Annotated in this window: 18 protein-coding genes and 2 tRNA genes; 18 read left to right on the top strand and 2 right to left on the bottom strand. The window is 51.3% G+C overall.

Annotation, left to right across the window (positions count from 1 at the left end):
• Positions 1-23 precede the first annotated feature (23 nt).
• The 8 genes from ribF (at position 24) to carB (ending at position 11,834) form a co-directional block, all read left to right on the top strand.
• On the top strand, positions 24-998 hold the full coding sequence (gene ribF / locus D6M16_RS09925; protein WP_120511636.1) for a bifunctional riboflavin kinase/FAD synthetase: 975 nt from the start codon (positions 24-26) through the stop codon (positions 996-998).
• Positions 995-3,826 (top strand): isoleucine--tRNA ligase, encoded by a 2,832-nt coding sequence (gene ileS / locus D6M16_RS09920; RefSeq protein ID WP_120511635.1) that lies wholly within the window; start codon positions 995-997, stop codon positions 3,824-3,826. Before ribF ends, ileS begins: the two co-directional genes overlap by 4 nt.
• Positions 3,826-4,341 carry a signal peptidase II gene (gene lspA, locus D6M16_RS09915; protein ID WP_120511634.1) on the top strand — a complete coding sequence of 172 codons (516 nt, stop codon included), beginning with the start codon at positions 3,826-3,828 and terminating at the stop codon, positions 4,339-4,341. The genes ileS and lspA overlap by 1 nt, the downstream gene beginning before the upstream one ends.
• 136 nt (positions 4,342-4,477) lie before the next feature.
• A complete protein-coding gene (fkpB, locus tag D6M16_RS09910; RefSeq protein WP_120511633.1) occupies positions 4,478-4,912 on the top strand; it encodes an FKBP-type peptidyl-prolyl cis-trans isomerase in 435 nt (144 codons plus the stop codon).
• A 66-nt stretch (positions 4,913-4,978) separates the two neighbouring features.
• Positions 4,979-5,929: a 4-hydroxy-3-methylbut-2-enyl diphosphate reductase gene (gene ispH, locus D6M16_RS09905; protein ID WP_120511632.1), complete on the top strand. Its 951-nt coding sequence runs from the start codon at positions 4,979-4,981 to the stop codon at positions 5,927-5,929.
• A gap of 177 nt (positions 5,930-6,106) precedes the next feature.
• The gene (gene dapB, locus D6M16_RS09900) at positions 6,107-6,916 is read left to right on the top strand and encodes a 4-hydroxy-tetrahydrodipicolinate reductase (RefSeq protein ID WP_046218990.1); all 810 of its coding nucleotides are present in this window, start codon (positions 6,107-6,109) and stop codon (positions 6,914-6,916) included.
• Positions 6,917-7,446: 530 nt separating this feature from the next.
• Positions 7,447-8,586 carry a glutamine-hydrolyzing carbamoyl-phosphate synthase small subunit gene (gene carA / locus D6M16_RS09895; protein WP_120511631.1) on the top strand — a complete coding sequence of 380 codons (1,140 nt, stop codon included), beginning with the start codon at positions 7,447-7,449 and terminating at the stop codon, positions 8,584-8,586.
• Positions 8,587-8,603: 17 nt separating this feature from the next.
• Positions 8,604-11,834, top strand: coding sequence for a carbamoyl-phosphate synthase large subunit (gene carB / locus D6M16_RS09890; protein ID WP_120511630.1), 3,231 nt, complete (start codon positions 8,604-8,606; stop codon positions 11,832-11,834).
• Positions 11,835-11,933: 99 nt separating this feature from the next.
• On the opposite strand, the gene dacB is transcribed toward carB, so the two are convergent.
• Entirely contained in the window at positions 11,934-13,346 is a 1,413-nt protein-coding gene (dacB, locus tag D6M16_RS09885) for a serine-type D-Ala-D-Ala carboxypeptidase (RefSeq protein ID WP_120511629.1), read from the bottom strand.
• Positions 13,347-13,722: 376 nt separating this feature from the next.
• Here dacB and greA point away from each other — a divergent pair, with 376 nt between their 5' ends.
• The gene (gene greA, locus D6M16_RS09880) at positions 13,723-14,196 is read left to right on the top strand and encodes a transcription elongation factor GreA (protein ID WP_027253077.1); all 474 of its coding nucleotides are present in this window, start codon (positions 13,723-13,725) and stop codon (positions 14,194-14,196) included.
• 85 nt (positions 14,197-14,281) lie between these two features.
• Here the strand turns inward: greA and yhbY are convergent, their stop codons facing one another.
• A complete protein-coding gene (gene yhbY, locus D6M16_RS09875; RefSeq protein WP_027253076.1) occupies positions 14,282-14,578 on the bottom strand; it encodes a ribosome assembly RNA-binding protein YhbY in 297 nt (98 codons plus the stop codon).
• A 179-nt stretch (positions 14,579-14,757) separates the two neighbouring features.
• Between yhbY and rlmE the strand changes: the two genes are divergently transcribed.
• From rlmE to nusA, 9 genes are all read left to right on the top strand, one after another.
• Complete coding sequence (gene rlmE / locus D6M16_RS09870; RefSeq protein ID WP_027253075.1) at positions 14,758-15,387, top strand: 23S rRNA (uridine(2552)-2'-O)-methyltransferase RlmE; 630 nt, start codon at positions 14,758-14,760, stop codon at positions 15,385-15,387.
• Between the two features lie 50 nt (positions 15,388-15,437).
• Positions 15,438-17,396, top strand: a complete 1,959-nt coding sequence (gene ftsH / locus D6M16_RS09865; protein WP_162940967.1) for an ATP-dependent zinc metalloprotease FtsH — start codon at positions 15,438-15,440, stop codon at positions 17,394-17,396.
• A gap of 134 nt (positions 17,397-17,530) precedes the next feature.
• Positions 17,531-18,391, top strand: coding sequence for a dihydropteroate synthase (folP, locus tag D6M16_RS09860; RefSeq protein WP_120511627.1), 861 nt, complete (start codon positions 17,531-17,533; stop codon positions 18,389-18,391).
• Complete coding sequence (glmM, locus tag D6M16_RS09855) at positions 18,384-19,721, top strand: phosphoglucosamine mutase (protein ID WP_120511626.1); 1,338 nt, start codon at positions 18,384-18,386, stop codon at positions 19,719-19,721. Before folP ends, glmM begins: the two co-directional genes overlap by 8 nt.
• 223 nt (positions 19,722-19,944) lie before the next feature.
• Positions 19,945-20,280 carry a preprotein translocase subunit SecG gene (gene secG / locus D6M16_RS09845; protein ID WP_120511625.1) on the top strand — a complete coding sequence of 112 codons (336 nt, stop codon included), beginning with the start codon at positions 19,945-19,947 and terminating at the stop codon, positions 20,278-20,280.
• A gap of 11 nt (positions 20,281-20,291) precedes the next feature.
• Positions 20,292-20,376: transfer RNA gene (locus D6M16_RS09840), tRNA-Leu, on the top strand.
• 60 nt (positions 20,377-20,436) lie between these two features.
• Positions 20,437-20,513: transfer RNA gene (locus tag D6M16_RS09835), tRNA-Met, on the top strand.
• 263 nt (positions 20,514-20,776) lie between these two features.
• Positions 20,777-21,232 carry a ribosome maturation factor RimP gene (gene rimP / locus D6M16_RS09830; RefSeq protein WP_027253070.1) on the top strand — a complete coding sequence of 152 codons (456 nt, stop codon included), beginning with the start codon at positions 20,777-20,779 and terminating at the stop codon, positions 21,230-21,232.
• Positions 21,233-21,254: 22 nt separating this feature from the next.
• A complete protein-coding gene (nusA, locus tag D6M16_RS09825; RefSeq protein WP_027253069.1) occupies positions 21,255-22,742 on the top strand; it encodes a transcription termination factor NusA in 1,488 nt (495 codons plus the stop codon).

Below are 22,742 nucleotides of genomic sequence, written 5' to 3'. Positions count from 1 at the left end.
ACTTTGGTAATGATTAGCTGCAGATGGAATTGATCCGAGGAATTCATAATATCCGGCCCGGTCACCACGGCTGTGTTCTGACAATTGGCAACTTTGACGGGGTCCATCAGGGGCACCTGGCCGTGCTGCGTCAGGTACTGGAGCAAGCCCGGCGATTAGGGGTTCCTTCGACTGTGATGAGTTTTGAGCCTCAGCCCATGGAGCTTTTTGCCAAAGACAAGGCGCCGGCAAGACTGACCCGCTTTCGCGACAAGTATCAGCAGCTCAGCCATGCAGGCATTGATCGCCTGTTATGTGTTAATTTCAATGCCCGCTTTGCCGCTATGGCACCGGAAGATTTCGTCCGTCGCTTGTTGGTGGAACAATTGGGTGTTAAGTTTCTGGTTGTTGGAGACGACTTTCGCTTCGGCAAAGGCCGCAGCGGTGATTTTGCCATGCTGGAAGCCGCCGGACGTGAATTCGGCTTTGAGGTTGTCAGTACCCAGAGTTACTGTGTAGATACTCAGCGAGTGAGCAGTACGGCAATCCGCGAAGCACTGGCCAGTGATGATCTGGCCTCAGCGGAAGCTATGCTGGGTCGCCCTTACAGTATTACCGGCCGGGTATCACATGGCCAGAAGCTGGGCCGGACCATAGGTTTCCCAACGGCCAACGTGCCGCTGAAGCGCCGGGTTTCACCGGTCTCCGGTGTGTATGCCGTTGAAGTTCTTGGGGTGGCACAACAGCCATTGCCCGGGGTGGCGAATATCGGCCGCCGACCGACAGTGAATGGCGAACGCCAGCAACTGGAAGTCCATTTATTTGATTATCAGTCTGATATTTATGGTTGTCAGATTGAAGTGGTACTACATCACAAACTACGAGATGAAATTAAATTCGCCTCCTTTGATGCGCTGAAAGCGCAAATCGAGCGTGATGCCCAGACTGCGCGGGTGTGGCTGTCTGAGCATCGTCAACATGTCCAACTTCGCCCAAGTAACGGAATTGAGAATCAATGAGCGACTATAAAGATACCCTGAACCTGCCTGAAACAGGGTTTCCGATGCGAGGCAACCTGGCGCAACGCGAGCCTGCAATGCTTAAGCGTTGGTATGACGAGGATCTTTACGGTGAAATCCGTAAAGCCAAGAAAGGTAAAAAATCTTTCGTACTGCATGACGGCCCTCCATATGCCAATGGTGATATTCATATTGGTCACGCACTGAACAAGATTCTCAAAGACATTATTATCAAGTCGAAGTCGATGTCCGGCTTTGACGCGCCTTACGTACCGGGCTGGGATTGTCACGGTCTGCCGATCGAGCTGATGGTAGAGAAAAAAGTCGGTAAACCCGGCCATAAAGTTTCTGCCGCCGAGTTCCGCGAAAAATGCCGTGCTTATGCAGCAGGTCAGGTTGAAGGCCAGAAAGAAAGTTTTATTCGCCTCGGGGTGCTGGGTGAGTGGGACAAGCCTTACCGCACTATGGATTTCGCTACCGAAGCCAATATCATTCGTGCTTTGGGCAAAATTGCCGATAACGGCCACCTGCTGAAAGGTTTCAAACCTGTTCACTGGTGTACCGACTGCGGTTCAGCGCTGGCTGAAGCCGAAGTGGAATACAAAAACAAGGTCTCGCCATCCATCGACGTGAAATTCAAAGCCGTTGATGAAGCAGACGTTTTAAGCAAGTTTGATCTGGCCAGTGGTCATCAGGGACAGGGCGATGTGTCCATTGTGATCTGGACCACGACGCCTTGGACACTACCGGCCAACCGTGCGGTAGCCGTCCGTGATGATCTGGAATATGTGCTGATTCAGGTGGAAGGCGAGCAGCCTCAACGTCTGATTGTGGCCGCTGAGCTGGCAAAAGATGTGATGGATCGTGCCGGTATCGAGCATTTCCACAATCTGGGCTTCTGTAAAGGCGCTGACCTCGATCTGCTGCGCTTTAATCACCCGTTCTACAACTTTGACGTGCCTGTGATTCTGGGTGATCACGTGACCACCGAATCCGGTACGGGCTGTGTCCACACGGCACCAGGCCACGGTCAGGAAGACTTTGTTGTCGGTCAGAAATACGGTCTTGAAGTGGCGAACCCGGTCGGCAGTAACGGCGTATACCTGCCAGATACCGAGTTGTTTGCCGGTCAGCATGTGTTCAAGGCCAACGACGCTGTTGTTGAAACGCTGAAAGAACACGGTGCCTTATTGCACCATCATTCTTATGAGCACAGCTATCCGCATTGCTGGCGTCACAAGACTCCAATTATCTTCCGGGCCACTCCGCAGTGGTTTATTTCTATGGATCAGAACGGTCTGCGTGCAAAAGCGCTGGAAGAAATCAAAGGCGTTCAGTGGATGCCTGAGTGGGGCCAGAGCCGTATTGAGAGCATGGTGGAAGGTCGCCCTGAGTGGTGTATCTCACGCCAGCGTACCTGGGGCGTGCCGATTGCACTTTTCGTCCATAAAGAAACGCAGGAACTGCATCCGGACAGCCTGGCGCTGATTGAAAAAGTGGCTCAGTTGGTGGAAGAGAAAGGCATCCAGGCATGGTGGGATCTCAATCCTGCTGAGATCATGAGTGAAGCCGATGCTGAGCAATACGAGAAAGTGCTGGACACTCTGGATGTCTGGTTCGACTCCGGTGTCACCCACTATGCCGTGGTTGATAACCGCGAAGAGTTCAATGGCAATGCGGCCGATCTTTATCTGGAAGGCTCTGACCAGCATCGTGGCTGGTTCCAGTCTTCTCTGATTTCATCGGTGGCGATGAAAAACAAGGCCCCTTACCGCCAGGTGCTGACCCACGGTTTCGTGGTGGATGGCCAGGGCCGTAAGATGTCCAAATCAATCGGTAACGTGGTGGCGCCAAAAGATGTCACCAATAAGCTGGGCGCCGATATCCTGCGTCTGTGGGTAGCGTCGACTGATTATACCGGCGAAGTGGCGGTGTCAGATGAAATCCTCAAGCGTAGTGCTGATGCTTACCGTCGTATCCGTAATACGGCGCGTTTCCTGCTGGCCAACCTGAGCGGCTTCAATCCGGCCACCGACTGCGTGCCGGCTGAAGAGATGGTCGCGCTGGATCGCTGGGCGGTAGCGCAAGCTAAAGCGGCACAGGATGAAATCATCAAAGCTTACGATGAATACAACCTGCACACAGTGACCCAACGACTGATGCACTTCTGTTCTATCGAAATGGGCTCTTTCTATCTCGATGTGATCAAAGATCGTCAGTATACGGCCAAACGCGGTGGCCATGCCCAGCGCAGCTGCCAGACTGCTTTGTACTATATCGTTGAAGCTCTGGTTCGCTGGATGGCGCCAATCATGTCATTCACCGCCGATGAAATCTGGAATGAGATGCCGGGCGAGCGTGACACCTTTGTTTTCACCGGCGAGTGGTTTGAAGGCCTGTTTGAACTGTCTGAAAATGACGCTTTCAGCAACGAATTCTGGACTGAGATCCAGGCAGTTCGTGGTGCTGTGAACAAACTGCTGGAAGATGCGCGTAACGAAAAACGTATCGGTGGCGCGCTGCAGGCAGAGGTGACGCTGTTTGCGGAGCCTGAGCTGGCAGCCAAGCTCAACAGCCTGGAAGATGAACTGCGCTTTGTGCTGCTGACCTCTAAAGCCCAGGTGGCTTTGGCTGATGCAAAACCTGCAGAGGCTAAAACGACCGATGTTGCCGGTTTGTCTGTGCTGGTAACGGCATCAGAAGCGGCTAAGTGTGACCGCTGCTGGCACCATGTGGCCGATGTTGGCACCATTGCCGGCCATGAAGAAATTTGTGGCCGTTGTGTGACCAACATTGATGGTCAGGGTGAAGAGCGCAAGTTTGCCTGATGAGTAATTTACCTGCTTTGAAGCAATCCGGAATCCGCTGGCTGTGGCTGGCGGTTCTGGTCTTTGCCATCGATATTGGCACTAAGCTGCTGGTGATGGACACCATGGGATACGGCTGGCCTAATCGCATTGAAGTCTTGCCTTTCTTTAATCTGCTGTATGTGCATAACTACGGCGCAGCCTTCAGTTTTCTGAGTGATGCCAGTGGCTGGCAGCGATGGCTCTTTACCGCTATTGCCTTAGGGGTGACAGTGCTGCTCATGGTCTGGATGCGCCGCACTCCAGCCAGCCACACTATGGTCAATTCTGCCTATGCGCTGATCATAGGGGGCGCCTTGGGCAACCTGTTTGATCGTCTGTACCATGGCTTCGTGGTGGATTTTCTCGATTTTTATATCGGGCAGCACCACTGGCCGGCGTTTAATATTGCTGACTCGGCAATCTGCGTTGGCGCAGGTCTTATCATTCTGGAAGGCGTATTAGCCGGAAAGACAAAGACCAAAGCTAACCAGTAAGGCGTTCAGGCTCACGAACCAAGCGCTGCTCGTTGCGATGGGCGGCGCTTTATTGTAAAAAGCGGTGGATTTATCCGGTAAGCTTGATAATGAAGGCCTGCCGTTCCAGTTAGTAATTCGTATTCAGGATGTATGTATGTCGGTCATCACGCACAACAGTGAAGTTTTAATGCACTTTTCCATCAAGCTGGAAGACGGCTCTGTCGCTGAGTCTACTCAGTCTATGGGGAAACCGGCTAAGTTTCGTATGGGCGATGGCAGCCTGACTGACAACTTTGAACATTGCCTGCTTGGCCTGACACAGGGCGAAAAAAAACAGTTTGTGCTTGAGCCGGAAGATGCGTTCGGTATGCCGAACCCTGATAATATCCATCATGTTGATTTAACCCGCTTTAACTCGGATGCTCCGGCAGAAGTCGGCGCTATCATTGCATTCAGCGGCCCGGACGGGCAGGATATCCCTGGTGTGATTACCGCTGTGGTCGGTGATTCTGTCACTGTTGATTTCAATCATCCGCTGGCCGGCCAGCGGGTGACCTTTGATGTTGAAGTAGTCAGCATCGAAGGGTAAACCCATATCCGCTCCCGGCCATCATGAAGAAAGGAGTGGAAGGATGAAGGTAAAGAGTCCTCAGATATGAAAATCTTACTTGCTAACCCTCGTGGTTTCTGTGCCGGTGTTGATCGGGCAATCAGTATCGTTGAGCGTGCGCTGGAGCTGTATCAGCCGCCTATTTACGTGCGCCATGAGGTGGTTCACAACCGGTTTGTGGTTGAAGGACTGAAACAGCGTGGGGCTGTCTTCGTGGAAGAGCTGAGCGAAGTGCCGGATGATAATATTGTTATTTTCTCCGCTCACGGGGTCTCTCAGGCTGTCCGCAATGAAGCGAAAGCGCGCAAGTTAACCGTGTTTGATGCGACATGTCCTCTGGTCACCAAAGTCCACATGGAAGTTGCCCGCGCCAGCCGTCGTGATATGGAAGTGGTGCTGATCGGCCATGCCGGTCACCCTGAAGTCGAAGGGACTATGGGGCAGTACGCCAGTGATACGGGGGGTATGTATCTGGTGGAAACCCCGGCTGACGTCGATAAGCTGAAAGATATCGTAAAAGATCCAACTAACCTGCACTATGTCAGCCAGACAACGTTGTCGGTGGACGAAACGGCAGAGGTCATAGATCGTTTGCGACAAGTCTTTCCGGATATTCAGGGACCGCGCAAAGATGATATCTGTTACGCAACCCAGAATCGCCAGGATGCCGTGCGGGAAATGGCCGCCGGTGTCGATGTGATGATAGTGGTAGGGTCAAAAAATTCCTCCAACTCTAATCGCCTGCGTGAATTAGCAGAAAAGCTGGGGACCCCAAGCTACCTGACTGACTGTGCCGAAGATGTCGATGCCAACTGGCTGACTGGCAAAACGAGTGTGGGAGTCACGGCGGGAGCCTCTGCGCCGGAAGCTCTGGTTAACCAGATTATCGCACGCATTCAGGCGCTGGCCGGTGGCGAAGTGGAAGAGCTGAGCGGTCGTGAAGAAAATATGTTCTTTGAAGTGCCGCGGGAATTGCAGGTCAAAAATGTAGGCTAAGCAGCCCGTCGCAGGATTATTTATGGAACCCCGGTCAGACCGGGGTTTTTTTTCACCGTTATACAGGCTAGATTAATGGGCTGTTTATCTTTCATGGTCTTGGTGTGTTGGCCGGTTAATCTGGCCCTGAAAGATAAACAGACCTTCATCTGCTGAATGTTTTAAGGAGAAACAGCTATGGTCAGAATCGCGATTGCCGGTGCGGCAGGGCGAATGGGACGCCAGTTACTGAAAGCGACGGCACAATCTGAACAGGCACAGGTGGGTGCGGCGACTGAGCGTCCTCAGAGCAGCCTGATCGGCGTTGATGCCGGTGAACTGGCGGGGATTGGCAAGCTGGAAGTGGCTGTGGTCGATGATATTGAAAAAGCGATCAATGATTTTGATGTGCTGATTGATTTCACAGCACCAGTCGCAACACTGGCGAATCTGGCGCTGTGCCAGCGTCATAATAAGAAAATTGTCATCGGAACAACCGGTTTTAGCGAAGAAGAAAAAGCCCGGATCGATGCAGCTGCAAGCCAGATAGCGGTTGTCATGGCCCCCAATTACAGTGTAGGCGTCAACCTGACGTTTAAACTGCTGGAAAAAGCGGCCAAGATCATGGGGGATTACTGTGATATCGAAATCATAGAAGCCCACCACAGACATAAAGTGGACGCGCCTTCCGGCACGGCGCTGGGTATGGGCGAGGCGATTGCCGGCGCAATGGGGAAAAAACTGAGCGATGTTGCCGTTTATGCCCGTGAAGGGATTACCGGTGAGCGCAGCCGCGATGAAATCGGATTCGCAACGATTCGTGCCGGTGACATTATCGGTGAGCATACGGCTATGTTTGCTGATATCGGCGAGCGGGTCGAAATCACTCACAAAGCAACAGACCGTATGACATTTGCCAACGGAGCGGTACGCGCGGCGGCCTGGTTGGATAAACAACCTGCGGGTTTTTATACCATGCAGGATGTGCTTGGCCTGAACGATCTGTAAATATCATCTCTGTCACACTGCAGTCGGTGCCGGCTGCAGTGTTCTGCTCAGCCCTCTGTTTTACCCTCCTCCGGTTTGCATAAATCATCAGATTGAACGAGAAAGCATTCTTGTTGCACTCTTCGGTGTGAATCCAATGGTTTGCTTGCTATTTTGTGCGCTTGCTGCGCCGAGTTGCTTTCTGTGCGGCAAAAGATGGTGTTATGTGGCCTGTTTTTTGCGTTTTTCGTACGGATAATTTGTGGTGAGTGTTTGGCTGGCTTAGCAAACGGTTGCCTGAACATGCAGCCGGTATGGCCGATGGAAAAAGGCAGGAAAAGATATGCTTTCTCTGGTTTGGAGGCTAAAGCGGTCGGAGTGGTCGATATTTAAAATTTAATTTCCCCCTGTTGTTGACAGTTTGGGCATGGATCACTAGAATGCGCGCAATTTGTCAAAATTCGGCTTGACTGGGGTTTTGACTTTCTATGGAATGGGTAAATGCAATTTTATCTGTTTTATTTGCGTTTTTATGAAGATTGGAGGTTGTCTTGAACAAATCGGCGCTGTTAGTCCTTGAAGACGGGACTGTGTTCCACGGCGTATCCATCGGTGCAGATGGTTCGGCCGTTGGTGAAGTTGTTTTCAATACCTCGATGACGGGGTACCAGGAAATTCTCACTGACCCCTCTTATTCTCAACAGATTGTCACTCTTACTTATCCCCACATTGGCAATACCGGAACCAATTCCGAAGACGAAGAATCTACTGCAATCCACGCGCAAGGCCTGGTAATTCGCGACCTCCCTCTTATTGCTTCAAACTTCCGCTCCCAGCAGACACTGTCTGATTATCTGAAATCTCAAAATGTTGTTGGTATCGCTGACATTGACACCCGTAAGCTGACCCGTCTGCTGCGCGAGAAAGGCGCACAGAATGGTTGCATCATGGCTGGTGACAATCTTGATGCGGCGCTGGCACTGGAAAAAGCCAAAGCATTTCCTGGCCTGAAAGGGATGGATTTGGCGAAAGTCGTCTCGACCAAAGAAAGCTACAGCTGGACACAGGGATCCTGGACGCTGGAAGGCGGGCTGCCGGAAGCTAAAGAAACAGGCGAGTTACCTTACCATGTGGTGGCGTATGACTTCGGTGCCAAGCGTAATATCCTGCGCATGCTGGTTGACCGTGGCTGCCGCCTGACTGTTGTTCCGGCAGAAACCTCAGCAGAAGAAGTGCTGGCGATGAATCCGGATGGCGTTTTCCTGTCAAATGGTCCGGGTGACCCGGAGCCTTGTACTTACGCGATTGAAGCGACGAAAACCTTTCTGGACAAAGGCCTGCCTGTGTTTGGCATCTGCCTGGGACACCAGATCCTGGCTCTGGCAAGCGGCGCCGAGACAGTAAAAATGAAATTTGGTCACCATGGTGCTAACCATCCGGTAAAAGATCTGGACCGCAATGTTGTGATGATCACCAGCCAGAACCACGGTTTTGCTGCTGATGAAGACACACTGCCAGATAACCTGCGTGCCACCCACAAGTCGTTGTTCGATGGTTCTCTGCAGGGTATCCACCGTACCGACAAACCGGCTTTCAGCTTCCAGGGTCACCCTGAAGCCAGCCCGGGTCCGCACGATGCGGCACCACTTTTTGACCACTTTATCGACCTGATTAAACAGCACAGCGCCTAAAGCCGGAGTAGTAAACGATGCCAAAACGTACTGACATACAAAGTGTTCTGATCCTGGGTGCCGGTCCTATCGTGATTGGCCAGGCGTGTGAGTTCGACTATTCGGGTGCTCAAGCGTGTAAAGCGCTGCGTGAGGAAGGTTACCGCGTTATCCTGGTGAACTCGAACCCGGCCACTATCATGACCGATCCGGAAATGGCGGATGCGACATATATTGAGCCTATCCACTGGGAAGTGGTTCGCAAGATCATTGAAAAAGAGCGTCCTGATGCAGTCCTGCCGACAATGGGCGGCCAGACTGCACTTAACTGTGCGCTGGATCTGGAGCGTCACGGCGTACTGGCCGAGTTCGGCGTAGAAATGATTGGTGCAACGGCTGATGCGATTGACAAAGCCGAAGACCGCTCGCGCTTTGATAAAGCCATGAAGTCGATTGGTTTGGAGTGTCCGCGCGCCGATACCGCGAAAAGCATGGAAGAAGCCTACAAAGTCCTCGATATGGTCGGCTTCCCTTGTATCATCCGTCCGTCATTCACTATGGGTGGCACAGGCGGGGGTATCGCCTATAACAAAGAAGAATTTGAAGAAATCTGTCGCCGTGGTCTGGACTTATCACCGACCAACGAACTGCTGATTGACGAGTCACTGATTGGCTGGAAAGAGTACGAGATGGAAGTGGTTCGTGATAAGAACGACAACTGCATCATCGTCTGTGCCATTGAAAACTTCGACCCTATGGGTATCCACACCGGTGACTCCATCACAGTCGCACCAGCCCAGACGCTGACGGACAAAGAATACCAGTTGATGCGTAACGCTTCGCTGGCCGTACTGCGCGAAATCGGTGTGGAGACCGGTGGGTCAAATGTCCAGTTCGGTATTAACCCGAAAGATGGCCGCATGGTTATCATTGAGATGAACCCGCGTGTTTCACGCTCTTCTGCCCTGGCATCGAAAGCGACCGGCTTCCCGATTGCCAAAGTGGCTGCCAAGCTGGCGATAGGTTTCACTCTGGATGAGCTGATGAACGACATCACTGGTGGCGCGACACCGGCTTCGTTCGAGCCAACCATTGATTATGTCGTAACTAAGATCCCACGCTTCAACTTTGAAAAGTTCGCGGGTGCGAACGACCGTCTGACCACTCAGATGAAGTCTGTAGGTGAAGTGATGGCCATCGGCCGTAACCAACAGGAGTCACTGCAAAAAGCACTGCGTGGCCTGGAAGTGGGTGCCAACGGCTTTGATGAAATGGTGGATCTGGACGATCCTGAAGCGCTGACTAAGATTCGTCACGAGCTCAAAGAAGCCGGTGCTGAGCGTATCTGGTACATCGCCGATGCCTTCCGTGCCGGACTGTCTGTGGATGGCGTCTTTAACCTGACGAATGTTGACCGCTGGTTCCTGGTACAGATTGAAGAGATCGTACAAATGGAAGCCAAGGTCAAAGAAGACGGTTTTGCGGGGCTGACCGGTGATTTCCTGCGTAAGCTGAAGCGCAAAGGCTTCTCGGATGCCCGACTGGCTAAACTGCTGGGTGTTGCTGAGCTGGAAATTCGCAAAGAACGTGACCGTCACGATATCCACCCGGTTTACAAGCGTGTTGATACCTGTGCGGCAGAGTTCTCTTCAGACACGGCTTACATGTACTCATCTTATGACGAAGAGTGTGAAGCCAACCCGACAGATCGCGACAAGATCATGGTACTGGGTGGCGGCCCGAACCGTATCGGGCAGGGTATCGAATTCGATTACTGCTGTGTACATGCTTCTCTGGCGCTGCGCGAAGACGGTTACGAAACCATTATGGTGAACTGTAACCCTGAGACAGTCTCTACAGACTATGACACCTCGGATCGTCTGTATTTCGAACCGGTTACACTGGAAGACGTGCTGGCCATTGTGCGCGTCGAGAAGCCTAAAGGCGTTATCGTTCAGTACGGTGGTCAGACGCCGCTTAAACTGGCTCGTGCACTGGAAGCGGCAGGTGTGCCGATTATCGGTACCAGCCCTGATGCAATTGACCGCGCCGAAGACCGTGAACGTTTCCAGGCTGCTGTTGAGCGTTTGGGCCTGAAGCAGCCGGAAAATGCGACAGTTACAGCGATGGAGCAGGCTGTTGAGAAATCGAAAGAAATCGGTTTCCCTCTGGTGGTACGTCCTTCGTATGTACTGGGCGGTCGTGCGATGGAAATCGTGTACGATGAAAATGACCTGCGCCGTTATTTCAACGAAGCGGTCAGCGTATCGAACGAATCGCCTGTGCTGCTGGATCGCTTCCTGGACGATGCCACGGAAGTGGATGTGGATGCCATCTGTGACGGCGAGCGTGTGGTGATCGGCGGTATCATGGAGCATATCGAGCAAGCGGGTGTTCACTCAGGTGACTCAGCCTGTTCGCTGCCTGCGTATACCCTGAGCCAGGAAATTCAGGATGAAATGCGTCGTCAGGTTGAGAAGCTGGCGTTTGAGCTGGGTGTTCGCGGCCTGATGAATACCCAGTTTGCAGTGAAAGACAACGAAGTGTACCTGATTGAGGTTAACCCTCGTGCTGCGCGGACTGTACCTTTTGTCTCTAAAGCAACGGGGGCTCCACTGGCGAAAATCGCCGCGCGCGTGATGGCCGGCCAGACACTGGAACAGCAGGGTTTCACCAAGGAAATCATTCCGCCTTACTACTCAGTGAAAGAAGTAGTGCTGCCTTTCAACAAGTTCCCGGGTGTAGACCCGCTGCTTGGCCCGGAAATGCGCTCAACCGGTGAAGTGATGGGTGTCGGTGATACTTTCGCTGAAGCGTTTGCTAAAGCTGAACTGGGCTGCGGTAAAGAGCACAGCCGTGAAAATGCAGGCCGCGCACTCTTGTCTGTCCGTAATAACGACAAACGTCGTGTGGTCGACCTGGCTGCCAAGCTGGTGAAGCTGGGTTATGAGCTGGATGCGACTCACGGCACTGCGGTGATTCTGGGCGAAGCGGGTATTAACCCACGTCTGGTGAACAAGGTGCATGAAGGCCGTCCTCATATTCTTGACCGTATCAAGAACAACGAGTACAGCTATATCATCAACACAGCAGAAGGCCGTCAGGCGATTGAAGATTCTAAAGTGCTGCGCCGCGGTGCGTTGCTGGAGAAGGTGAATTACACCACTACTCTGAACGCTGCGTTTGCAACCTGTATGGCACTGACTGCGGATGACCGTAATAAGGTGACGTCAGTACAAGAGCTTCATGCAAGACTGAACGAGGCATAACAGCCCGCTGGCAAAGCCATAACAAGCCCGTCGTTGCGAAACGACGGGCTTTTTTTGTGCCGTCTGTAACGGCAGTTCGCGGTTCAGACCCGAACCTGGTTAAAACGACTCATACAGATCTGTATATAACTGACGTTCGAACCTGAAAATCTCCGGTGTCACCGCCGGGGCATCTTCTGCTTTGTCAGGTGGCAGATAGTTAGTGACAAACTGAACAAATAATAATGGTTTGCCGGACTTGGCAGTCATCACGCCGGCTAAATTAAAAGTGCCGTAGAGAGAGCCTGACTTCGCCGCCAGCCGAGTTTTCAGCGGCTCATGCCGGATACTCTGGCGGTAACGCAGGGTGCCTGTTTCGCCAGAAATAGGTAAGTCAGCAAGCAGGTTCAGGCTGTCATTATGCTGATAGATGTAAGCCATTACTTTCATCATATCGCTGGCCATGATGCGGTTGTCCCGGGATAGGCCAGAACCGTCGGCCAGTACCGCCCGGCTCAGATCGATACCGGTATGCTCAGCTATGATTTGTTTTATTGCTTCGGTGCCATTGTGAAAACTGCCCGGTTGATCGTAGAAGCGCTGCCCCAGGGTTTTGGCAAGGTTGTCGGCAATCAGGTTGTCAGAATCTTCCAGCATGACTTTGAGCAATACCGGTAAAGGGGCTGAACTGTGGCTGGTGATCACCTTGCCTGCCTGAGTATCATCGCGCAGAATTTGCCCCTCAAAAGCTATGCCTTTTCTGTCGAGCTCTTGCAGCAGCACATCGCGGACATAGGCCTCGGTATCCACGACCGCGAAATTCAGCGGTAAGGGCTTGTCCCGCTGGGGCAGACACCCGTTGAGCTGGTAATGGTTGCCGGGCTGGGTTTGCAGCTCCAAAGAGCAGAAGGTGGATTTTTGCTGCGCTTTGCTGACGACTTTGGCAAGGCTGGTGGCACTGACGGGCTGATGGGCAGGGATATGAAGCCGGGTCAGTTGGCCCAGTGGCCGGTCACTGTATAAGGCGCCCTGAACGCAGTTGTGTTCCAGGGTGATACTGCTGGACGGGGCACTGTAACAGACGCCAAGGCTATCCCAGGGCCAGCCGGATGCCTGCTCGTAGCCGGTAAACTGGCTGCCGTTGAGGTAGATATTCCCTTTGATGCGATGCACGCCTTTTTGTTTCAGAGTGTGCAACATAGCAGCAAGATCTCCACGCGATAGCGTTGGATCGCCACTGAAGCGGATAATATAGTTCGCTTTGTTCTGCTCGAGCCGAGTGGTAAAGCGAAAATTCTGCTCCAGATACAGCCTGGCTGCTAATGCCGTCAGCAGCTTCTGAGTGCTGGCGGGAGCCTGCAATTGTTCAGCCCGCTGACTGAAAATGGTGTTGCCTGTTGCTGGGTCAGTGATAATGAGAGCCAGATCATGCCCTGAGGGAAGTGATGTCATCGCCGCATCAGGAGAAAACTCGGCAAATGCCGAATGGGATAACACGAGTGCAGCGAAAAATAAGCCAACTTTCTTTTTCATAATGGTGACGAGCCGTTGTAAACCTAACTGGGAATCATAGGGGGTAAGAGAGCGGGGTGGCAATGAAAGTTCGTTATTATCCTGTAAGATATATTTTCATACCCCGCATACTGTACGTATGTGCATCAGGATATACGGTAAAGGCGGCTTTTGGCGGCCGTATTACCGGGCAGAAAACGACGAAATGTCACGGATAGACAGCGACTAAACAGCAAGCTGTAGACAGAGGTTGCATCCTAGGCCTTGTATTAGGTATCTTGTTAGCCAGAAAAGCCGTTTCTTCTATTCATGCGTTAGCCCAGACTTGTGCTGGGCTGGCTTTTTTTTTGTCCGAAAAGCAATCCTGCTTTTCTGGCGTTTCGAGGTAGATTACTTTATGGAAAAGATCCCAATGACAGTCCGCGGCGAAAAGCAGCTGCGTCAAGAGCTGGACGCCTTGATGAAACGTCGTCCACAGATTACAGAGGCCATTGCTGAAGCTCGTGAGCTGGGTGACCTGAAAGAAAATGCGGAGTATCACGCAGCCCGAGAGGAGCAAGGGATCTGTGAAGCACAGATTCGCGATATTGAGTATAAGTTGTCGGTTGCTCAGGTTATTGATGTCACCAAGATGACGAACCATGGAAAAGTGATTTTTGGCTCAACAGTGACTTTGCTGGATGTGAATACTGACGGTGAAGTGACCTACTGCATCGTAGGGGATGACGAGGCTGACATTAAGAAAGGACTGATTTCGGTTAATTCGCCAATTGCACGTGGTTTGATTGGCAAACAGGAAGGTGATGAAGTCAGTATTGCCACACCTGGCGGCCGAAAAGAGTTTGAGATCGAAAAGGTCGAGTACGTTTAATGGTCAGGGCCTGGTGCTTTATTGTTAATAAATGTAACAGCAACCGGGCCTTGAAAAATAAAAAAGGCCGCGTTGGCGGCCTTTTTTATTTGCGTGGTAGTTCGATTTTCCTGTCTTCCGACTGACGGTACAGCACCAGGATATTACCGATAACCTGTACCTTTTCTGCCTGAGTTTCACGAACGATGGCATCCACAATCAACAGCTTGGTTTCGCGCTCTTCAGCGGCAACCTTCACCTTGATCAGTTCATGGTGGTTCAGGGCCAGTTCGATTTCTGACAGCACGGCTTCAGTCAGGCCGTTGGCGCCCATCAGGACGACAGGCTTGAGGCTGTGAGCAAGGCCTTTCAGGTATTGCTTCTGTTTGGTGCTTAGATTCATGGTGACTCAATATCTATAACAAGGGTTGAAAACAGGGTATTCTAACGCCATCTAGTCAATATGACTAACGTTGTTTCGTTACGCTGGTGTTCCTGCCAACTCTGGGCCACAGTAAAAGTAGTACTGCTGAACCAGAACGGGAACCATCGGCTGTTGGGTTGATTCGCATTGGGTAATGCATGAGTAAAAAGAAACATTCTGCCAGTTCTGGACGCTGGCTGAAGGAACATTTTGATGATAAGTATGTCATGGAAGCCCAGAAAAAGGGTTACCGTTCCCGAGCCATTTTCAAACTGGAGGAAATCCAGAGTAAAGATAAGTTGTTAAAACCAGGGATGACAGTTGTCGATCTGGGTGCTGCACCCGGGGGCTGGTCTCAGTATGCGGCCAGTGTTGTTGGTGATTCAGGGCAAGTGATTGCCTGTGATATTCTGCCGATGGACTCCCTGCCTGGTGTGAGCTTTTTACAGGGCGACTTCCGTGAAGAAGCTGTGCTGGATGCATTACTTGAGCGAATTCAGCCTGATATGGTTGATGTTGTTTTGTCTGACATGGCGCCGAACATGAGCGGTAATTTGGCGTCAGATCAGCCTAGAGCAATGTATCTTGTTGAACTAGCATTAGATATGTGCAGGCAGGTGCTTGCGCCCAATGGAAGTTTTGCGGTAAAAGTTTTCCAGGGCGAAGGCTTCGATCAGTATCTGGCCGAGGTGCGCAGCATGTTCAAGGCAGTTAAAATCCGTAAACCAGACTCATCCAGGGATCGCTCCCGTGAAGTCTATATTGTGGCTACAGGTTATAAACTGTAGTACCCTACATTCATCTTTAAAGTTATCGCGAGGTTAACACCTTGAGTGACATGGCAAAAAACTTGATTTTGTGGTTAGTCATCGCCGTGGTGCTGATGTCTGTTTTTCAGAGCTTCGGTCCGGGAGATAGTGCTGGCCGTCAAGTCGACTATACGACTTTTGTCCGGGAAATCGGTCAGGATCAGATTAGGGAAGTACGGTTCAGTGATCGTGAAATTACGGTATTTAAGCGTGATAACACCCGTTATGTGACTTACTTGCCTGTCCTGAATGATCAGAAACTGCTGGACGATCTGATTAATGCCAATGTAAAAGTGGTTGGGACACCACCCGAAGAGCCGAGCTTACTGGCTTCAATCTTCATATCCTGGTTCCCAATGCTGTTACTGATCGGGGTCTGGATTTTCTTTATGCGCCAGATGCAGGGCGGAGGTGGCAAAGGTGCCATGTCGTTCGGCAAGTCTAAAGCGCGCATGATGAGTGAAGACCAGATTAAAACAACTTTCAACGACGTTGCTGGCTGCGATGAAGCCAAAGAAGACGTGAAAGAGCTGGTGGATTACCTGCGTGATCCTAGCCGCTTCCAGAAACTGGGTGGTAAAATTCCAACCGGTGTGCTGATGGTAGGTCCTCCTGGTACGGGTAAAACCTTACTGGCCAAAGCCATTGCCGGTGAAGCAAAAGTCCCATTCTTTACTATCTCTGGTTCTGATTTCGTCGAAATGTTTGTCGGTGTGGGTGCATCCCGTGTCCGTGACATGTTTGAACAAGCGAAGAAAGCGGCACCTTGTATTATTTTCATCGATGAAATTGATGCAGTAGGTCGTCAGCGTGGTGCGGGCGTTGGTGGTGGTCACGATGAACGTGAGCAGACACTTAACCAGATGCTGGTGGAAATGGATGGTTTCGAAGGTCACGAAGGTATTATCGTGATTGCAGCTACCAACCGACCAGATGTTCTGGACCCGGCTCTGTTGCGTCCTGGTCGTTTTGACCGTCAGGTTGTTGTTGGTCTGCCTGATGTGCGTGGCCGTGAACAAATCCTGAAAGTGCATATGCGCAAGGTACCGCTTGATGGTGATGTTGAACCATCACTGATTGCCCGTGGTACACCAGGCTTCTCTGGTGCTGACCTGGCCAACCTGGTTAATGAAGCGGCGCTGTTTGCTGCCCGTGGCAACAAACGTACTGTGTCTATGGTGGAATTCGAGCTGGCGAAAGACAAGATCATGATGGGCGCTGAGCGTAAATCTATGGTGATGTCTGAAGAGCAGAAAGAATCGACCGCTTATCACGAAGCGGGCCATGCCATTATCGGCCGATTGGTACCGGATCATGACCCGGTTTATAAAGTGTCCATTATCCCTCGGGGTCGTGCACTGGGTGTGACCATGTACTTGCCGGAGCAGGATCGCGTCAGCCACTCTAAAGAGTATCTGGAGTCGATGATTTCCAGCTTGTACGGTGGCCGGCTGGCAGAAGAGTTAATCTACGGTGTAGAAAAAGTCTCTACCGGGGCATCAAACGATATTGAGCGTGCGACTGAGATTGCCCGTAAAATGGTCACTCAGTGGGGCTTCTCGGATAAACTGGGTCCTTTGTTGTACGCCGAAGATGAAGGCGAAGTATTCCTGGGACGTTCTGTGACGAAGACAAAACACATGTCTGATGACACTGCACGTACCATTGATACTGAAGTTCGTGCCATTATCGACCGTAACTATGAGCGTGCTCGTGAAATTCTGACAGGCAATATGGATATTCTTCATTCAATGAAAGATGCGTTGATGAAGTATGAAACCATAGATGCTGGTCAGCTTGACGACCTGATGGAGCGTAAACCTGAAATTCGCGCCCCTAAAGGCTGGGGTGACAAAGACGACACCCTGAAAGCGGAAGCTCCTGAGTCACAAGACACAGCCGGTGATGCGGCCAGTAACAAGCCGGCTGAAAAGCCTGAGCAGGTTCAGCCACACCACAGCGAAGAAAACGATAAACCGCAGGCCTGATGCCTGGCGGTGAATATAAAACCCCGGGGCGACTCGGGGTTTTTTGTTTCTGCTGTATCAGATATTCTCAGTTGTTAAGAAACAAGCGAGCCTCGGTAAAGTATGAGCGCTCCCCCAGTCAGGAGTAATGGGCCTTGTTACTGAAAAGCAAAGATAAAACGTTAGACCTTTCTTTCCCCCATGCCATGGGAATCCTTAATTTCACTCCGGATTCATTTTCTGATGGCGGTAAATTCAATCAGTTGGACGATGCCTTAAGGCATGTTGAAGCCATGCTGGCTGTCGGGACCAGTATCATTGATGTTGGTGGTGAATCGACACGACCCGGTGCGGCTGATGTGTCAGTCGCGGAAGAGCTCGACCGTGTTGTGCCAATCGTGGAAGCGATTGCCCAACGATTTGATTGCTGGATATCTGTTGATACCAGCAAAGCGCAAGTGATGACAGAAACCGTCAACGCCGGGGCCGATTTGATCAATGACATCCGCGCACTGCTTGAGCCGGGCGCGATGGAAGCCGCTGCAGCTGCCGGCGTCCCTATTTGTTTAATGCATATGCAGGGGCAACCGCGTACAATGCAGCATCAGCCGCATTATGATGACCTGCTGTCAGATGTGAATGCGTTTCTTGCGGAGCGCATTCAAGCCTGTGAAAAAGCCGGTATTCGTCGTGATCAACTGTTGCTGGATCCTGGGTACGGTTTTGGTAAAACCCTGGAGCACAATTATCAGTTGCTGGCACATTTGGACCAGTTCCATCAGTTTGGCTTACCATTGCTGGTAGGAATGTCCAGAAAATCCATGATATGTAAATTACTGAATAAAACACCTGCGGAAGCACTGGCAGGGAGCCTGGCCTGCGCTGCAATTGCAGCCATGAAGGGCGCCCAGATTATCCGTGTTCATGATACCCGTGAAACACAGGATGTACTGGCTGTCTGCCGTATGACGCTTGAACAGGAAAATAAAGCGCTAGGAGCGAATATTAATGGCTGAACGTAAATATTTCGGCACCGATGGTGTCCGTGGCCGTGTTGGCCAGTCACCCATCACCCCTGAATTTGTATTGAAGCTGGGCTGGGCGGCGGGCCGCGTGTTGTCACAGCAGGGCACCAAAAAAGTCATTATTGGCAAAGACACCCGTATTTCCGGTTATATGCTGGAATCTGCTCTGGAAGCCGGATTGGCCGCCGCAGGTTTGCAAGCCGCCTTTACCGGGCCAATGCCGACACCTGCCGTGGCCTATCTGACGCGGACATTTCGTGCCGAAGCAGGCATCGTGATTTCGGCCTCTCATAACCCTTATTATGACAACGGTATCAAGTTCTTCTCGTCTGAGGGAACCAAGCTGCCTGACGCTGTAGAAGCTGCTATCGAAGCCGAAATGGATAAAGAACTGGTCTGTGTTGAATCGGCCAGTCTTGGTAAAGCCTATCGGATTAATGATGCGGCCGGCCGTTATATCGAATTTTGTAAGGGAACTTTTCCTTCTCATTTGAGCCTGGAAGGCTATAAGGTTGTTGTCGACTGCGCCCACGGCGCCACTTATCACATTGCGCCGAACGTGTTCCGCGAGCTGGGTGCGGAAGTTATCACCCTGGGCTGTGAGCCAAATGGTATCAATATCAACGCCGAGGTCGGGGCGACGGATGTCCGCGCCTTGCAGGCTAAAGTCCTGCAGGAAAAAGCGGATTTCGGAATTGCACTGGATGGTGATGGTGACCGGGTGATCATGGTCGATGAAGACGGTAATAAAGTCGACGGTGACCAGATTGCCTATATCATTGCTCGTGATGCGTTACGTCGTGGTGAACTGAAAGGGGGCGTCGTAGGTACATTAATGACAAACCTGGGGATGGAGCTGGCGTTGAAAAACCTGGGTATCCCGTTTGTTCGCGCTCAGGTCGGCGATCGCTATGTGATGGAAGAGCTGGTCAAAAACCAGTGGACCATAGGCGCGGAAAACTCTGGCCATGTCATAGTGCTGGACAAAGTGACGACAGGTGACGGCATAGTGGCTGGTCTGCAGGTTATGGCCTCTATTGTCAGCAGTAAACTGTCACTCAAAGCTTTGTGTGAGGGGCTGACAATGTTCCCGCAAGTGCTGGAAAATGTACGCTTTTCTGGCGATTCCAACCCATTGGAATCTGAGGCGGTACTGGCTGCCAAAGCCGCCGCTGAAGCTAAACTCGGTGAGCGTGGCCGTGTATTATTACGAAAATCTGGTACTGAGCCCCTCATTCGTGTCATGGTGGAAGGGGAAGATGGTGCACTGGTGAGTGATTCGGCTTTGTCGATCGCTGCTGCTGTGAAAGAGTGCTGTTAACCGTTTGCCTTGAAAGGGATTCCGGTTTGTCAGTGTGTAACCGGAATCCTACTCTGTAAACTGTTTATTTATTACACAAGCGATTCATCAATCACTACAATCTGAGAAAAATCGCTTGTCACTCCTGTCGGCATTCGCTAGTATTCCCTCGCTCCTGACAAAGGGGTGCGCTGGCACTGCTGTTGCAAAGCCGGCACAACACTATGGAACATAGGTGGAACCCATGTACGAAATTCTACTTGTGATTTATCTGTTGGCTGCGCTTGGTGTAATTGGCCTGGTTCTGGTTCAACAGGGTAAAGGCGCAGATATGGGAGCCTCATTCGGGGCTGGTGCATCAGGAACGTTGTTCGGTGCCAGCGGCTCAGGTAATTTTTTGACCCGAATGACTGCAATTTTTGCAACTGTATTTTTTGTGATCAGCTTGGTTCTGGGCAATTTAAGCGCAAAACAAGCGGATTCAACAAGTGGCTGGGAAAACTTAAGTGCCCCAGCACAGCAAGAACAACCTGTTGATACAACTGAGCAAGCGCCTGTAAATAGCGATATTCCTCAGTAATTAACAGATTTGCCGAGATGGTGAAATTGGTAGACACGCTAGCATGAGGTGCTAGTGCCGTAAGGTGTAGGGGTTCAAGTCCCCTTCTCGGCACCATTGTTTCCGTTACTTGAAAGAGTAACCACTGAGGGATATAATCGCTCTCAGAATTACGGACGCGGGGTGGAGCAGCTTGGTAGCTCGTCGGGCTCATAACCCGAAGGTCGTCGGTTCAAATCCGGCCCCCGCAACCAACTTGGACGAAGGTTTGAGTTATTTTCTCAGGCCATCGATGGATTGCCGCCCAGATTAAACCGGCTCCATAACCGAGTTTTGAAAGACGACGATTCCCGGAACAGAATCGATTTCGTTTTTCTGCTATAACCTTAAAGAGGTTTTAGCTATCAGGGTCCAGAGATAATAAACCCCGTAATTCGGGGTTTTTTATTATCTGAAACATGACCATTCAGGTATCTACTGGGCTTTAATGCCCTTTTTTTGTTTCCAGGGGGTTGTCTTGACCGCTTTAGAGATGCAACTAACTGAACTACTGGAAGCGCCAGTTACTGCCTTGGGCTATGAACTGGTGGGTCTGGAGTTTATTCGTGCGGGTGAACATTCCACATTGCGTGTGTTCATTGACCACGAAAACGGTATCACAGTCGATGATTGTGCCGACGTGAGCCGTCAGATCAGTGCAGTGATGGATGTCGAAGATCCTATTACTGTTGCTTATAACCTGGAGGTTTCTTCCCCGGGTCTGGATCGTCCGCTGTTCAGAGCGGCACATTATGAGCAGTTTATTGGCCACGAGGTCAGCCTGGTCCTGAAAATGGCGATGAACAATCGCCGTAAGTGGAAAGGTGACATTGTTGCCGTTGACGGCGAGCTGGTCACGTTGAACGTGAAAGGCGATGAAGAAACCTTTGCGCTTAGCAATATTGCCAAAGCCAACCTGGTTCCAAAATTCTAACCGCTAAATTGGGGCATTAGAAATGAACAAAGAAATCTTGGCTGTCGTTGAAGCGGTATCCAACGAAAAAGCTGTTCCGCGTGAGCGTATCTTTGAAGCATTGGAGATCGCACTGGCAACAGCAACAAAGAAAAAGTACGAAGCAGAAATTGACGTCCGTGTAGCGATTGACCGTAAAACGGGCGACTTCGATACTTACCGTCGCTGGAAAGCCGTGGATGAAGTAACGGCGCCAACTCTGGAAATTACTCTGGAAGCCGCGCAGTATGACGATGAAACTGTAGAGCTGGGTGATTATGTTGAAGAGCAGATCGATTCTGTGACCTTTGACCGCATCACCACGCAAACAGCAAAGCAGGTTATCGTACAGAAAGTGCGTGAAGCTGAGCGTGCACAGATCGTTGAACAGTTTATCGATAATGAAGGTGAGCTGATCACTGGCGTGGTTAAGAAAGTTAACCGTGATGCCATCATTGTTGATTTGGGTAATAACGCTGAAGCTGTGATTCTGCGTGAAGACCAGCTGCCACGTGAAAACTTCCGTCCAGGTGACCGCGTACGTGGTCTGCTGTATGCTGTGCGCCCGGAAGCGCGTGGTTTCCAGTTGTTCATGACTCGTTCCAAGCCTGAAATGCTGTCTGAATTGTTCCGCATCGAAGTACCGGAAATCGGTGAAGAGATGATTGAACTGATGGGCGCAGCCCGTGATCCTGGCTCTCGTGCCAAGATTGCAGTGAAAACCAATGACAAACGTATCGACCCTGTCGGCGCCTGTGTTGGTATGCGTGGTGCGCGTGTTCAGGCGGTATCCGGTGAACTGGGTGGTGAGCGTATTGATATCGTACTGTGGGACGAAAACGCCGCTCAGTACGTTATCAATGCAATGGCACCTGCTGAGGTGAGTTCTATCATCGTTGATGAAGACAACCACACCATGGATATCGCGGTTGAGAAAGACAATCTGGCCCAGGCCATTGGCCGTAGCGGTCAAAACGTTCGACTGGCATCTGTCCTGACTGGCTGGGAACTGAATGTGATGACTGTGGAAGATCTGCAGAAAAAGCACCAGGCCGAAGCGCAGGCGTCGATTGATCTGTTTGTTAAATACCTGGAAATCGATGAAGAATTCTCGATTGTTCTGGTTGAAGAAGGCTTTACCAGCCTGGAAGAAGTAGCCTATGTACCTGTTCAGGAATTAATGTCAATTGACGGCCTGGACGAAGATACGGTTAACGAATTGCGTAACCGTGCGAAAGAAGCACTAACCACTATTGCCCTTGCGCAGGAAGAGTCTTTGGATGGGGTTGAGCCTGCCGAAGACCTGCTGAGCCTGGATGGTATGGAACGCGAACTGGCGTTCAAACTGGCCGCTAAAGGTATCTGTACGCTGGAAGATCTGGCTGACCAAGGTACTGATGACCTACTGGACATCGAAGGCCTGAATGAAACCAGCGCGGGTGAATTGATCATGGCTGCCCGTAATATCTGCTGGTTCAGCGACGAAGCATAA

Source organism: Photobacterium salinisoli, from assembly GCF_003614885.1.
GTDB lineage: Bacteria > Pseudomonadota > Gammaproteobacteria > Enterobacterales > Vibrionaceae > Photobacterium > Photobacterium salinisoli.
Note: the sequence above shows the minus strand (reverse complement) of the source record. Positions and strands in the feature narration are given on the sequence as shown.

What these genes read in the sequence shown, in the direction of transcription:
- greA (WP_027253077.1), top strand. Translation starts at nt 13,723, where the DNA reads ATGGAAAAGATCCCAATGACAGTCCGCGGCGAAAAGCAGCTGCGTCAA.
- carB (WP_120511630.1), top strand. Translation starts at nt 8,604, where the DNA reads ATGCCAAAACGTACTGACATACAAAGTGTTCTGATCCTGGGTGCCGGT.
- fkpB (WP_120511633.1), top strand. Translation starts at nt 4,478, where the DNA reads ATGTCGGTCATCACGCACAACAGTGAAGTTTTAATGCACTTTTCCATC.
- ispH (WP_120511632.1), top strand. Translation starts at nt 4,979, where the DNA reads ATGAAAATCTTACTTGCTAACCCTCGTGGTTTCTGTGCCGGTGTTGAT.
- nusA (WP_027253069.1), top strand. Translation starts at nt 21,255, where the DNA reads ATGAACAAAGAAATCTTGGCTGTCGTTGAAGCGGTATCCAACGAAAAA.
- ftsH (WP_162940967.1), top strand. Translation starts at nt 15,438, where the DNA reads ATGGCAAAAAACTTGATTTTGTGGTTAGTCATCGCCGTGGTGCTGATG.
- dapB (WP_046218990.1), top strand. Translation starts at nt 6,107, where the DNA reads ATGGTCAGAATCGCGATTGCCGGTGCGGCAGGGCGAATGGGACGCCAG.
- ileS (WP_120511635.1), top strand. Translation starts at nt 995, where the DNA reads ATGAGCGACTATAAAGATACCCTGAACCTGCCTGAAACAGGGTTTCCG.
- dacB (WP_120511629.1), bottom strand. Translation starts at nt 13,346, where the DNA reads ATGAAAAAGAAAGTTGGCTTATTTTTCGCTGCACTCGTGTTATCCCAT.
- lspA (WP_120511634.1), top strand. Translation starts at nt 3,826, where the DNA reads ATGAGTAATTTACCTGCTTTGAAGCAATCCGGAATCCGCTGGCTGTGG.
- glmM (WP_120511626.1), top strand. Translation starts at nt 18,384, where the DNA reads ATGGCTGAACGTAAATATTTCGGCACCGATGGTGTCCGTGGCCGTGTT.
- rlmE (WP_027253075.1), top strand. Translation starts at nt 14,758, where the DNA reads ATGAGTAAAAAGAAACATTCTGCCAGTTCTGGACGCTGGCTGAAGGAA.
- ribF (WP_120511636.1), top strand. Translation starts at nt 24, where the DNA reads ATGGAATTGATCCGAGGAATTCATAATATCCGGCCCGGTCACCACGGC.
- secG (WP_120511625.1), top strand. Translation starts at nt 19,945, where the DNA reads ATGTACGAAATTCTACTTGTGATTTATCTGTTGGCTGCGCTTGGTGTA.
- yhbY (WP_027253076.1), bottom strand. Translation starts at nt 14,578, where the DNA reads ATGAATCTAAGCACCAAACAGAAGCAATACCTGAAAGGCCTTGCTCAC.